The 12,951-nt window shown below is 74.6% G+C and carries 10 protein-coding genes; 4 read left to right on the top strand and 6 right to left on the bottom strand.

What is annotated here, in order from left to right:
• Window positions 1–165 precede the first annotated feature (165 nt).
• The 3 genes from E1212_RS18070 to E1212_RS18060 form a co-directional block, all read right to left on the bottom strand.
• The gene (locus tag E1212_RS18070; protein ID WP_131984957.1) at window positions 166–828 is read right to left on the bottom strand and encodes a response regulator transcription factor; all 663 of its coding nucleotides are present in this window, start codon (window positions 826–828) and stop codon (window positions 166–168) included.
• Window positions 825–2,339: a sensor histidine kinase gene (locus tag E1212_RS18065; RefSeq protein ID WP_131984955.1), complete on the bottom strand. Its 1,515-nt coding sequence runs from the start codon at window positions 2,337–2,339 to the stop codon at window positions 825–827. The genes E1212_RS18070 and E1212_RS18065 overlap by 4 nt, the downstream gene beginning before the upstream one ends.
• Before the next feature lie 220 nt (window positions 2,340–2,559).
• Window positions 2,560–2,922 carry a DUF3499 domain-containing protein gene (locus tag E1212_RS18060; RefSeq protein WP_131984953.1) on the bottom strand — a complete coding sequence of 121 codons (363 nt, stop codon included), beginning with the start codon at window positions 2,920–2,922 and terminating at the stop codon, window positions 2,560–2,562.
• 68 nt (window positions 2,923–2,990) lie between these two features.
• On the opposite strand from E1212_RS18060, the gene E1212_RS18055 reads away from it, so the two are divergent.
• Complete coding sequence (locus E1212_RS18055; RefSeq protein WP_131984951.1) at window positions 2,991–3,452, top strand: metallopeptidase family protein; 462 nt, start codon at window positions 2,991–2,993, stop codon at window positions 3,450–3,452.
• A 145-nt stretch (window positions 3,453–3,597) separates the two neighbouring features.
• Here the strand turns inward: E1212_RS18055 and E1212_RS18050 are convergent, their stop codons facing one another.
• From E1212_RS18050 to E1212_RS18040, 3 genes are all read right to left on the bottom strand, one after another.
• The gene (locus E1212_RS18050) at window positions 3,598–5,133 is read right to left on the bottom strand and encodes a DUF5719 family protein (protein WP_131984949.1); all 1,536 of its coding nucleotides are present in this window, start codon (window positions 5,131–5,133) and stop codon (window positions 3,598–3,600) included.
• Entirely contained in the window at window positions 5,130–9,239 is a 4,110-nt protein-coding gene (locus E1212_RS30800; RefSeq protein WP_131984947.1) for a glycosyltransferase family 2 protein, read from the bottom strand. Before E1212_RS30800 ends, E1212_RS18050 begins: the two co-directional genes overlap by 4 nt.
• 163 nt (window positions 9,240–9,402) lie before the next feature.
• Window positions 9,403–9,672, bottom strand: coding sequence for a WhiB family transcriptional regulator (locus E1212_RS18040; protein WP_131984946.1), 270 nt, complete (start codon window positions 9,670–9,672; stop codon window positions 9,403–9,405).
• 404 nt (window positions 9,673–10,076) lie between these two features.
• On the opposite strand from E1212_RS18040, the gene cofD reads away from it, so the two are divergent.
• Genes cofD through E1212_RS18025 form a run of 3 tightly spaced genes read left to right on the top strand, consistent with a single transcriptional unit; the run spans window position 10,077 to window position 12,759 of the window.
• Window positions 10,077–11,054, top strand: a complete 978-nt coding sequence (gene cofD, locus E1212_RS18035; protein WP_131984999.1) for a 2-phospho-L-lactate transferase — start codon at window positions 10,077–10,079, stop codon at window positions 11,052–11,054.
• Window positions 11,051–12,271, top strand: a complete 1,221-nt coding sequence (locus E1212_RS18030; RefSeq protein WP_203416970.1) for a coenzyme F420-0:L-glutamate ligase — start codon at window positions 11,051–11,053, stop codon at window positions 12,269–12,271. Before cofD ends, E1212_RS18030 begins: the two co-directional genes overlap by 4 nt.
• Window positions 12,268–12,759 (top strand): GNAT family N-acetyltransferase, encoded by a 492-nt coding sequence (locus E1212_RS18025; RefSeq protein WP_131984942.1) that lies wholly within the window; start codon window positions 12,268–12,270, stop codon window positions 12,757–12,759. Before E1212_RS18030 ends, E1212_RS18025 begins: the two co-directional genes overlap by 4 nt.
• Window positions 12,760–12,951 lie beyond the last annotated feature (192 nt).

Raw genomic sequence — 12,951 nt, 5'->3', positions numbered from 1 at the left:
ACGGTGCAAGCTTCCCGCTGAGGCATGAGACATCTGTAAGGCAATGGTGAGAGCTTCTTTATGAGGTTTTACGGGCTTGAAAGTGGATACGTGTAAGTGTTTCCCCTGGCGATGGCCGGCGAATCACGTACCACCCGGCATGCTCATGTTCTGGGCGTGGCGGAATCAGGCGGGCCTGAGGCGATAGCCGACGCCGCGGACGGTCTCGATGACGTCGGCGCCGAGCTTCTTGCGCAGCGCGTTGACGTAGACGTTCACGACGTTGGTGCCGGGGTCGACGGCGAAGCCCCAGACCTGCGAGAGCAGCTGCTCACGCCCCAGCACCTGGTCCGGATGGCGCAGGAACGCCTCCAGGAGGGCGAACTCGCGGCTGGTGAGCTCGACCGTGCGGCCGTGCACCCAGGCGCGCCGGCTGCGCAGGTCGAGCTGGATGCCGCTCGCGGACAACGTCGCCCGGCCGGTGCCGCCCGACGACGAGCGCAGGCGGCTGCGGACCCGGGCCAGCAGCTCGTCGAAGTGGAAGGGCTTGCGCATGTAGTCGTCGGCGCCGCTCTCGAGGCAGGTCGCCGCGTCGCGCTCGGGCAGCCCCGTCAGCACGACCACGGGGACGGTGTGCCCTGCCGACCGGATCTCGCGCAACACCCGCAGCCCGTCGCGGTCGGGCAGACCGAGATCCAGCACGACCAGGTCGTACGCGCCGGACATGCCGAGCTGCCGCGCCGTCAGGCCGTCGTCGGCGACCTCGGTGGCGTAGCCGTGCAGGCGCAGGCCCTTCTGCACGAACGCGCTGATGAGCGGATCGTCCTCGACGATCAGGATGCTGGTCACGGCAGCTCACCGCGGAGCGGGACGACGATGGTGAAGGTCGATCCCTGGCCGGACGCGCTGACGAGATCGACGCGGCCGCCGTGCGCCTGCGCGATGAGGGCGACGATGGCCAGCCCCAGCCCGGCGCCCTGGTAGGCGCGGCGCGAGTCGGCGCCGCGGGCGAACCGCTCGAAGATGCGCTCGCGGTCGACCTCGGCGATGCCGGTGCCGGTGTCGCGCACCCACAGCCGCCACTCGTCGTCGGTGCGGGCGCTGCCCACGGCGACGATCTGGTCGCCACGAGTGTGGTTGACGGCGTTGTGTGCGAGGTTGAGCACGGCCTCGGTGAGCCGGTGCCGGTCGGCGAGCACGGTGCCCTCGCCGACGCCGTCGAGGAGCCAGGTGCGCGGGCCGAGCGCGCCGGCCTTCGCCAGCAGCTCGACGGTGAGGTCGCCGAGGTCGACCGGCGCCGGACGGACGAAGTCGGGCTGGTCGGCGTCGGCCAGCACCTGCAGGTCGTCGACGATGCGGCCGATGCGGTTCAGCTCGTCGAGCACCAGGGCCACCGTCGCCCGCTGGTCGGCGGGGTCGTCGGTGAGCAGCTCGAGGTGGCCGCGGCAGATGGTGAGCGGGTCGCGCAGCTCGTGACTGGCGTCCTGGACGAAGGTGCGCTGGCTGCGGAACGACGCCTCGAGCCGGTCGAGCATGGCGTTGAAGGCGTGCGCCATCTCGACGGCCTCGCCGCTGCCGCGGGTGCGGATGCGGCCGGTGAGGTCGGACTCGGAGATCGTGTGCGCGGTCGTCGTCAGGGCGCGCAGCGGCGCGAGCACGCGGCCGGCCAGCGGCCACATGGCCAGCCCGGCGAGCAGCAGCATGCCCAGCGCGATGTAGAGGCTGTACGTGCGGACGTCGGCGATGTCCTCGAGGTCGCGCCGCGGCAGATGCGCGACGACGAACGCGCCGGACTCGCCGCCGAACTCGATGGGCTCGACGCGGTAGCGCATCTCGCCGCGCCCGGTCTCGATGCGGCCGATGCTGTGATCGTCGTGCCCGGCCAGCTCGCGCCAGCGGTCGACGACGTGGCGCGGCACGTCGCCCGACGGCAGCCGGCCCACCGCCGTCTGGTGGACGCGGCCGCCGACGAACGCGACCATGCCCTCGCCGCTGCTCGGGACGTTGCGGGCGAAGTAGACGTCGAAGAGCGCCGACAACGACGTGAACGGCTCGCCCGTGGTGGGGTCGCGGCCGTCGTTCATCATGCGCTCGAGCTCGAGGACCTCTTGCAGCTCGGCCCGCTGGATGCGCTGGTCGAGCCGGATGATCAGCACCTCGCTCAGCACCAGGCTGGTGACCACGGCCGAGGTGGAGAGCAGCACGACGTAGGACGTGATGAGGCGGCTGCGCAGGCTGCGCGCGCCGGCGAACCAGCGGGCCAGCCGGCGTCGGGTCGGCTCGCGCTCGGGCGCGCCGACGGCGCCCGCACCGGACGTCTCGTCCGACCGCGGCGGAGACCAGGTCGTCTCGACACGCACATTGCCCCCTTGCCGTCGCTGCGGCAACGGCGCGCCGGACGAGGCCTCCCCTGCGGACCACCCCGCGCCCGGCTGGGGAGCAGCGTACGCCCTGCGCCATTTCCGATCAACGCGGCCGCCAAGAGCGGGTATGCAGGAAAGGTGAACGCCGAATGAACGAAGCGCGTCGCGCCGCTCGGTCAGCGGTGAGACTCCGGCCCTGCCGCGGGTACGCCCATGATCAGGCGTCGGGGTCGGGCAGCGCCCGCAGGTGTCCGCGTCGTGTGCCGCCGCTCTCACCGGCCAGCGGCGGCGCCGGAGCGGGCTCGGGACGGCGGCCGGCCTCGCGGACGGCGTCGGCGAGGGCCAGCAGGTCGTCGTTGCTGGGGCCCAGTGCGGCGGGGTCGGGAGCCAGCCGGATGACCTCCCAGCCGCGGGGCGCCACGAGCCGCTCGGAGTGCTGCGAGCAGAGGTCGTAGCTGTGCGGCTCGGCATACGTGGCGAGCGGGCCGAGCACGGCCGTGGAGTCGGCATAGACATAGGTCAGCGTCGCCACCGCGGTCCGCGGACAGGCTGATCGTGAACAGCGACGCATCGGACTCACAGGGGAAGGCTAGCGTCTGCGCGGTGTCGTCCGGGCACGGCACGCCAAACCGGGCTAGTCTGCCGAGGATGAGCCCACGCGTGCCCGGTCCCGAGACCCCGTCCGGGGTGAGCCTGCCGCGCATCCGCCGCGACCGGCACGGGCGCGGCATGCGCGGTCCGCTCGCCCCCGCGGGCTCGCCGCTGGCGGTCTCGCGGGCGCAGCGCTTCGACGACCTCGTCATCGGTGCCGTCGAGCGCCTCGACCGCCGCTGGCAGGACCAGCTGGCCAAGGTCGAGTTCGCCGTCGAGGACGTTCCCGCCCTCGACGACTGGGACCGCACCTGGGTGCCGCTGGCCCGCGCCTACGCCGGCACCGGCGCCCTGCCCGCCCGGGTGGTCGTCTTCCGGCGCCCGGTCGAGACCCGCGCCACCGACCCCTCCAAGCTCCGCGCCCTGGTCGGCGACGTCGTCACCGAGCAAGTGGCGGAGCTGTTCGGCGTCGAGCCCGAGGAGATCGACCCCGCCTACGGCGGCCGCGACCTCCCCTGATCACGTCCCGTGGCAGCGGATCAACCCCGCCACCCCCGAGTTGATCGTGGAGTAAGTGCGCCATTGCCGGGCGATATGCCCGATGAATACCGCACTCTCTCCACGATCAACTTTGCGTGGGGGCGCGCTCGCCCGCGACCGGCCATCAGGGCGACTCGACGGGCTCGGGGACGTCGGGCAGCTCGCCGACCACCTCGGGAACGTTCACCTCGATCGTCGGCGACACGAGGGGCATCAGGTCGAGCAGCGAGCCGTCGTCGTCGACGGCGGAGATGAGGCGGGCGGCGACGACGGAGCCGGGTGACTCCGGGACCACGATGACCGTCGCGTTCGCGGCGTCGCCCTGGGCGGCCAGGGTCACCGGGACGGTCGCGCCGGCGGGGATGTCGACTGGCTCCTCGGCCGCGACGGTGCCGTCGGCGGCCAGCGTCTGGACGGTGACCCGCGAGGTCGTCGCGACGGCGGAGCTCAGCAGCAGCGTGCTGGCCAGCCCGCCCGTCGCGCGGCTGAGCAGCGCGGGGGTGGGACCGGAGATCGGCTCGCTGGCGGTCGTGTAGGCGAGGTCGGGCAGGCCGTCCTCGGGCGCCTGGACGACGCGCACCGATGCGGTGACGGGCTCGTCGCTCTGCAGCCGGATGCCGGCGGGGTCGGCGCCGCTGTCGAGCGGGATGTCGGCGACGGTGCCGGCGGTGACGGTGAGGACGTCCAGGTCGACCGGGCTGAACGCGCCCTCGGCGCCCAGGACCTGCAGCGACACGATGGCGTCGGTGTCGCCGGGCGCGACGATGCGCAGGCTGCGCTGTCCCGACCCGGGCACGCCCGGGATGATGAGGTCGCGACGCGGCGCGACGGCGGCCGGGACGTACGTCATGCCCTGGGGCGTGATCTCCGACGTCTCGCGCAGCTCCAGTGCCGCCGTCACCCGGCCCTGGCTGGACCGCACGTGCACGGCGGTGCTCACCGACCCGGCGGCCAGCGCGTCCAGCAGCAGGATCCGCTGGCTGCGGGCCGGCACGCCGACGTCCTGGGTGCCGGGCGCGTCGATGGACCCGGCCTCGTCCCACAGCTCGACGTCGACGACGGCCGGCACGTCGGTCGGGTTGGCCAGGATCAGCCGGCCGCGGCGGCCGACCTCGCCCGACGCGCCGACGAACCAGTGCTCGCGCCGCGGCGCGGTGCAGGCGGCGGTGCTGATGCCGCGGAGGTCGACCTCCTGGGTGATCAGCGTCTGCTCGGCCGCCAGCCCCGGCGCCAGCGCGCCCTGGCCGGTGACGGCGAACGACGTGCCCGCGTCGGTCTCGACCGGCGTGATGGTCGGGATGCCGCGGTCGGTGAGGCTCAGCAGCGGCTCCGGCGGCTCGGCCGGCTCGGCCGGCTCTGCCGTCGCCTCGGGGTCCTCGGGGTCCGGAGGCAGCGCGAGCGCCTGGACGGTGATGGGCGGCTGCTCCGCGCCGGTCTCCTCGGGGAGGTCGACGCCGGGCAGGGCCAGCACGCCGAGCTCGGCGGTGCCGACGTCCTCGCCGTCGACGTACGGGCAGACCAGCGTCGACCGCACGACCGGCTCGCGGACCTCCGGGTGGTCGTCGACGACGGAGTCGGGCGGCCCGATGAGAGTCGCCCCGCCGACCACGACGGCCACCCCGGCGCCGACCGCCAGGCCGGCCCACCGTGCGCTGATCACTGCTCGTCCTCCTGCCGCCGGCTCTTCGCCCGCCTGCCCGCCCCGCGGCTGCCCGCGGCCCGCTTGCCGGGAGTGCGCCGCGAGCGGCCGCCCGCGGCGTCGTCGGCGCCGGCGCCGGGGGCCTCGTCGGCCGCACGGCCGGCCCGCCGGCCCTTGTAGGCGTCGGTCAACGAGGCACGCGGCGCGTCCTCGTCGGCCCCGGCTCGGGCGAACGGGTCCCAGTCTCCGACGGCGTGCGGTGCGGGTTCGCCGGGCGCCGACGGCGTGGGCTCGGCCGGGCGCGTGGGCTCGGCCGGGCGCGCCGGCTCGGCCGGCTCCGCCGGGGCGCGTCCGGTCCGCTTGCGCGGGGCCCGGGCGCGCGGCGCGAGCTCGGGTTCGGGCTGCGGCTCGGCGAATGCGGGATCGGTCAGCGGGTCGCCGGGCGTCCACTGCTGGGTGGCCGGCTCGGGTGCCGGCCCACCGGACAGCGGCGCGGCCGGCTCGTCATATCCCGGCTGCTCGAACGGCCGCTCGGCCGGCAGCCGCTCGCCGCCGGGCAGCCACGGCAGCCCGGCGCCGGCGACGGTGGCCGGCTCCGGCGCCGCCGGACCAGCCGGCGCCGTATCGGGCGCCGGGGTGGGTGCGGGGGTCGGTTCCGGCCGCGGCGACGGCGACGGCTCGCGTCGCGGGCCGCGCCGGCCCGGCTCGGCCGGATCGCCGCGCCGGGATCCGCGTCGCCTCGCCCCTCGCGCGGCCACCGGCGCGGCCGCACCGGCAGCACCGGCTCCCGCGGTGGCGCCGACGGTGACCGGCTCCAGCGGCAGCGGCGGCGAGGAGTCGTCGTCGGGATCGAGGTCGGCGGCGTCGTCGACGGCGCCGCGCTCGCGGCGGATGCCGGGCAGCGCCAGGACCACGGCCACCACGACCGCGCCGAGCTGGAACCAGAGCCAGAACGCGCGCCGGTTGCCCTCGTACTCGACGACCAGGTCACCGGCCTGCGGGCCCAGCTCGAACGCCTGCGCCCAGCCGGCGTACGTGGTGGGCTCGAGCTCGTCGCCGTTCAGTGTCGCCGTCCAGCCGGGATCGGCCAGTTCGGAGAGCACCACCAGCCGGTTCTCGGCACCCTCGGGCACGGGGCCGGCGGCGTCGATCTCGCCGCTGGGGACGGTGACGACCTCGGAGTCCTCGTCGGCCAGCGGCGCGATCTCGGTGCCGTGGGCGGGCGGCGCGGTGACCCAGACCCGGGCCACGGGCTGGTCGATCTGCCACATCGCCGCGCCCTCGGGGGCACTGCTGCGGACCAGGCCGGGCACGGTGTCGAGGGTGTCGGCGAGGTCGGGGTCGTACGGGCGCGGCATGTAGAGGTAGCGCACCGCGAACTCGGCGAGCCGGGCGCCGTCGGCCCCGCCCCGGCCGGAGACGACGTCGGCGACCACCTGGTCGAGCGGGCCGTACTCCTCGGGCGGCGGGCTGGTCTCGGCGTCGCCGAGGCGCGGGCCGGACTCGCGCAGCAGCGCGTAGGTGATGCGGCCGTCGTCGGTGCGGCTGAGCACCAGGGTGCGCACCCGCTCGGGGCGGACGGCCTCATCGGCGACGTAGGCGGGCAGGATCTGCGCGTCGCGGCGCTCGATCGGATCGCCGGCGCCGCGCGCCACCCACCAGCCGGCCGCGACGATCGGAGCCAGCCCGGCCGCGGCGGCGACGATGACGGCGAGCGGCTGCCGCCAGCCGAAGCTGGCCCGCGACAGCCGTTCACGGGCGCCCTCGGCGCCGATGGCCGTGGCGATCAGCAGGCCGCCGGCCACGACCACCGTCGCGAGCCCGGGCCAGCCGGCGACCGGCGTCTCGAGCGTCGGGCCGCTCACCGCGAGGCGCGACAGCACGAGGCCCGCGACCAGCGCGACGCCCACCACCGTCCAGGCGGCCGCGATGGCCAGCCGTCGCACCGGGCGGAACAGCGAGAACCAGGCGGCGGCGAGGATGCCGGCGCCCAGCCACACGGGGCCGCTGCCAGGGCCGCCGGGGTTCTGCAGCAGCACCGACCACGGCGCGAGCTCGGGGTCGGAGAGGCCCGGCCCGGGCACGCCGGCCTCGGTGACCAGGAGCATCGGGTTGCTGAACAGGCTGCCGGTCCACGGGATCAGCACGACCGGCGTGACGGCCAGCATGACGCCCAGCCGCAACAGTGCGCGGCGGTCGCGGAACACCGTCGCCGCCGCGACGACCGCGAGCACCAGCGCGACGATCCAGGCCAGCGGCACGAACGCCGAGACCATGGCGAGCAGCAGCCCGGCGCTCCATGCGGCCCGGCCCGGTCCCGGCCGGCCCGGCGAGCCGAGGGTGCGCATGACCGCGAGCGCCAGCAGCGGCGCCAGCACGGCGGCGACGGCGGTGCCCAGGCGGCCGGCCGCGATGGCGCCCGTCGTCGCCGGGAGCAGCGCGTACGTGGCGGAGACCCAGACCCGCAGCAGCTTGGACCCGGCCAGCCGGCGGACCAGCAGGTACATCGTCAGGCCGGCCAGCGGCACGGACCCGATCAGCAACAGGTCGACGGTGAGCGAGGCGTTGCGCACCGCCGACGCGAGGACCGCGACGATGCCGAGATACGGCGGCGATGCCGAGGCGCTGCCCAGCCCGCCGCCGTGCCACGACTCGGTGTAGACCTCCCAGAGGTCGCCGGCGGCGGTGGGAGCGGGCAGCAGCGCGCCGCCGAACAGCCGGCCGGAGCCGATCAGGCCGCGCGCGGTGACCAGCGTGACCACCACCAGCGCGGCGGTCATGAGGACGGCGGGGTGCAGCAGGAAGCGCAGGATCCAGGTGTCGTCTCCGGGCGGCACGTCGTCGTCGTCGCTGCCGTCGGTGCTGGCCGCGCGCCGGCCTCCGGAGACGTCGTGGCCGGCGCCTCCGCTGGAGCCGGTGATGACGCCGAGGACGTTCTCGCCCGCGTGCCGCAGCTGCTGGCCCCGCGGCGGGAACAGCGAGCGCAGCTGCGACGGCGACTTGCGGCGGGTCTGCCGGCGCCGCGCCCGCGCCCGGATCAGCACGTCGGGCCGGCCGATGACCGACAGCAGCGCCACCAGCTCCTCGAAGGCCAGCGCCGGCTGCTTGCCGACCAGGAACGTCAGCGACCGGCCGATGCTCATGAACACGACGCGGAGCAGCACGAGCAGCAGCGAGCGTGCCGGGGTGTTGGCCAGCAGGACGTAGATGGCGTTGCGGCGGTCGGCGAGGTGCGGCCGGTCGCGGGTGGCGCCGAGCCGGCGGCGCCCGTGCGCGGCGGCCTCGGCGTGGTAGACGACGGCCTCGGGGCAGACGACGACGGGGTAGCCGGCCTCGTTGGCGCGCCAGCCGAGGTCGACGTCGTCGCGGAAGATCGTGAGCCGCGGGTCGAAGCCGCCCAGCTCGTCCCAGACGTCGCGGCGGATGAGCATGCCCGCGCTGCCGACGGCGAGAACGTTCTTGGTCGTGTCGTGCTGGCCCTGGTCGTACTCGCGGCGGTCGAGGCCGGTGTGACGGCGGCCGCCGCCGGTGACCGTCAGGCCGATCTCGAGCAGCTGCCGGCCCTCGCGCCAGTCGAGGACCTTCGGCCCGATGATGCCGGCGTCGGGTCGGCGGATCGCGGTCTCGAGCAGCCGCGCCAGCGCGTCGGGCGCCGGGGCGCTGTCGTCGTGCAGGACCCAGATCCAGCGGGTCTGGTCCGACCGGCGCAGCCCGCCGGTGCCCAGCATGGCCTGCGCCATCTGGTCGCCGGCCACGACGCCGGCGGCGACGGCCGCGCCGAACCCCGTCGACCGCGGCATGGAGACGACGGAGGGCGCGCCGAGGGTGGACGTGAGGACCTGCTCGGTCTCGTCGCGACTGCCGGTGTCGACGGCGACGATGCGCTCGGGCATGCGGCGCAGCGCCGCCACGGCCTCGAGGGTGCGGTGGACGAACCGGGTGCCGTCGTGGGCGACGATCACGGCCGTGACGTCGTGCGTCAGCAGCGCCGTGGGGTCGACCGGTTCCGGTTCGCCGATGTCGCTGGCGAACGCGTCAAGTGCGGCGTTGGCGCCGATGCCAGGGTCGGAATAGACGCTGGGTGTCGGGCTGCCGTTGTCGATTGCGGTCAAGGGGTCCGGTGCCATGCCTCGTCGTCGTTCCAGCGGTTCGGTCTGCGAGCACACGGAGCAATGGCGGTCCCGGCCGAAGCATGCCTCGGCCGGGCGACCCCGTGCGCCGACCGCCAACCTTACGCGCTGAACCTGAGAACGACAGGTTGCAGCTACTCGGCGACCGGCCGGGTGATCGTCAGACCGCCCGCTTCTTGAGCTTCCGCCGTTCCCGCTCGGACAGCCCGCCCCAGATGCCGAAACGCTCGTCGTGCGCCAGCGCGTACTCCAGGCATTCCGCCTGGACCTCGCATCCGGTGCAGACCCGCTTCGCCTCTCGGGTGGACCCGCCCTTCTCAGGGAAGAACGCCTCCGGATCAGTCTGGGCGCACAGCGCCCGCTCTTGCCAACTCATCTCTTCGGCTTCGCCCCAGAGCAGGTCTATCTGGTCCCCGTCCCACTCGGTCATGGCTCGCCTCCTTCGACCTGGTTCTCCGGCTCGAAGCCGGCCCCCGTAGCGCTCCTGCGGTGGTCGAGGCCGCAGAACCACTGAACGACACGTTCGAAATTACATGAATGCAATACGTGCGCGTCAAGCGGAACCGTGCTAAAGATCTCCGTTCGTTTGCCGGCGCCCCGGTCGCCCGTTGCGCCCCGACCCGTCCCGGCGCGCCCTGAAGACGCTCCGGGCCGGTTCGAGCCGGGAGCTTAAGCGCTCCCGGCAGTGGCTCGCCAGACGGCCGAATACCCGATCCGGGCCGTCCCAACCGCGCCATCCCTGTGACGTCCGGGCCGGTCGTTCCGGTTCCGCGTGTCTCGCTGACCGGGCGCGGACCGGACCGGCGGGCGGCACCGGGTACGGTCGTGGCTGTGCTGAGGATCACCGCGCTGGCCGGGGGGATCGGGGGCTCCAGGTTCCTGCGGGGGCTCCTTCGGGCCGTGCCGGACGCCCGGGTCACCGTCATCGGGAACACCGCCGACGACATCACGCTGCACGGCCTGCACGTGAGCCCCGACCTCGACACCGTCATGTACACCCTGGGCGGTGGCATCGAGGAGTCGCAGGGCTGGGGCCGCGAGGGCGAGACGTTCGCCGTCGCGTCGGAGCTCGCGGCGTACGGTGCCGAGGCGCAGTGGTTCACCCTCGGCGACCGCGACCTCGCGACGCACCTCATCCGCACCCGCATGCTGGCGGCCGGCTACCCGCTGTCGGCGGTGACGGAGGCGCTGTGCGACCGGTGGCAGCCGGGCGTGCGGCTGCTGCCGATGACCGACGACCGCGTCGAGACGCACGTGGTGGTCGCCGCGGACCTGGAGGACGAGGCATCCGGGGCCACCGAGAAGGCGATCCACTTCCAGGAGTGGTGGGTCCGGCTGCACGCCGAAGTGCCGGCCCGGCGCATCGTGCTGGTCGGGGCCGACCAGGCCAAGCCGGCGCCGGGGGTCCTCGAGGCCCTCGAGAGCGCCGACGTGATCCTGCTGCCGCCGTCGAACCCGGTCGTGAGCATCGGCCCGATCCTGGCGGTGGCCGGGGTGCGCGACGCCGTCCGGGCCGCAGGCGCCCCCGTCGTCGGCCTCTCACCCATCATCGGCGGTTCACCGGTCAGAGGCATGGCCGACGCCGCACTGACCGCCATCGGGGTGCCGACGACGGCGGCCGGCGTGGCCGAGCTGTTCGCGGACCTGCTCGACGGCTGGCTGGTCGACACCGTCGATGCCGAGGCCGTGTCCGCGGTCGAGGCGGCCGGCGTGCGCTGCGCCGCCGTCCCGCTGTGGATGACCGACGTCGACGCCGCGGCCGCGATGGCCCGCGCGGCGCTCGACCTCGCCGAGGAGGTGCGGGCTCGGTGAGCACGCGGTACGAGGCCTTCGGGCTGCCCGGCATCCCCGAGGTCCGGCCGGGCGACGACCTCGTCGGCATCCTGGCGACGGCGCTCGAGTCGGCTCCGCCCGGCGACGCCCTGCGCGACGGCGACATCGTCGTCGTCACCAGCAAGATCGTGAGCAAGGCCGAGGGCCGCATCGTGGCCGGCATCGACCGCGACGCCGCCATCGACGCCGAGGCGGTCCGGACCATCTCGGAGTGGACCACGCCGCGCGGGCGCACCCGCATCGTCGAGACACGGCACGGCTTCGTCATGGCCGCCGCCGGAGTCGACGCGTCGAACGTCGAGCTCGGGTCGATCGTGCTGCTGCCGGTCGACCCGGACGGGTCGGCGCGGCGGCTGCGCGACGGGCTGGCGGCGCGGTTCGGCGTGCGCGTGGGGGTCGTGGTGACGGACACCGCCGGGCGCGTGTGGCGCAACGGTGTCACCGACTTCGCGGTCGGCTCGGCCGGCGTGCGGGCCGTCGACGACCTGCGCGGCAGCGTCGATCCCTACGGCAACGACCTGGGCGTGACGGTGGTGGCGCTGGCCGACGAACTGGCGGCGGCGTCGGAGCTGGTCCGCGCGAAACTGTCCGGAATGCCGGTCGCCGTGGTGCGTGGGCTGCCGCACCTGCTGCTCGAACCCGGCGAGGAGGACGCCGGGGTCGCGGCGCTGATCCGGCCGAGCGCCGAGGACCGGTTCCGGCTCGGCACCCCCGAGGCGATGCGCTCGGCCGTCCTCGCCCGGCGGACCGCGTCGTCGTTCACGCCGGCGGCGGTCGACGGCTCGGTCGTGCGGCAGGCCGTGGCGGCGGCCTTCTCGGCGCCGTGGCCCATCGACACGCCGCCGTGGCGGTTCGTGCTGCTCGAGTCCCCGGCGTCGCGGCAGCGGCTGGCCGCCGCCCTGGACGGGGCCGGGCTGCTGCGCACGGCGCCGTACGTCGTCATCCCCTGCCTGGTCGACGGCTCCGACGCACTGCTGGGACTGGGCGCGGCGGTCGAGAACCTGCTGATCGCGCTCGGTGCTGAAGGACTCGCGTCGGCCTGGCTGTTCCCCGACCCCGCCCTGTCGGCGGCGACGGCGGAATTGGACCTGCCGGCCGGCTGGACCCCCATCGGAGCCGTCGCCATCGGCCACGGCGCCGAACCCGCCGCCGACCATCCACCCGTCGACGTCGCGACGGTCACCGTCACGCTGTGAGGTTCGCGCTCGAGACGCCGCGGCTCTCGTTGCGCCTGCGCGACCACGCCGACGCCGAGTGGAACCTCGAGCTGCTGGCCGAGCACGACCCGCCCAACGTCTCGTTCGGGGTGGAGGAGATGCGGGAGCGGCTGGCTTCACAGCGTGTCGCTGCGATGTCGTCCGGTCTCGGGCTGCTGACCGTGCGGCGGCGGGCCGACGGTGCGGCGCTCGGGTACTGCGGCCTGATCGTCGGGCGGTCGACGGTGGACGAGCCGGAGATCGTGTACGAGCTGCTGCGGCGCCACCACGGGCACGGGTACGCGACGGAGGCGGCTCGCGCGGTGGTGTCGGCTGCGGCGGAGACCGGCCGGGAGCGGGTGTGGGCGACGGTCCGGCCGTGGAACGCCGCGTCGCTCCGGGTGCTCGACAAGGTCGGCTTCGTTCGTCATCACGCCGATGTGGATGGCGATGGTGAGTTGGTGTATCTCAAGCGTGAGCTGAGTTGATGCGTTCGCCGGGGTGGTGAGGTGGGCTCCCCGTCCCCCTTGCTGCCCATTCTCTTAACCCCGGCCACCCGCCTCAAGTCCGCGCGCTCTGTGCTTGCGCGCCGCCGGGGTCGGGGCGCTTGGACTTGACCCGGGCACCCGGGGCATAAGAACGGGCAGCTATCAGGGGGACGGGGAGGCCCTGGGCACGCC

Origin of the sequence: Jiangella ureilytica (assembly GCF_004348545.1) — a bacterium.
In the GTDB taxonomy this organism is placed as follows: domain Bacteria; phylum Actinomycetota; class Actinomycetes; order Jiangellales; family Jiangellaceae; genus Jiangella; species Jiangella ureilytica.
This window is presented reverse-complemented; position numbering and strand designations above follow the sequence as displayed.

What these genes read in the sequence shown, in the direction of transcription:
- E1212_RS18055 (WP_131984951.1), top strand. Translation starts at nt 2,991, where the DNA reads ATGAGCCCACGCGTGCCCGGTCCCGAGACCCCGTCCGGGGTGAGCCTG.
- E1212_RS30800 (WP_131984947.1), bottom strand. Translation starts at nt 9,239, where the DNA reads ATGGCACCGGACCCCTTGACCGCAATCGACAACGGCAGCCCGACACCC.
- E1212_RS18040 (WP_131984946.1), bottom strand. Translation starts at nt 9,672, where the DNA reads ATGACCGAGTGGGACGGGGACCAGATAGACCTGCTCTGGGGCGAAGCC.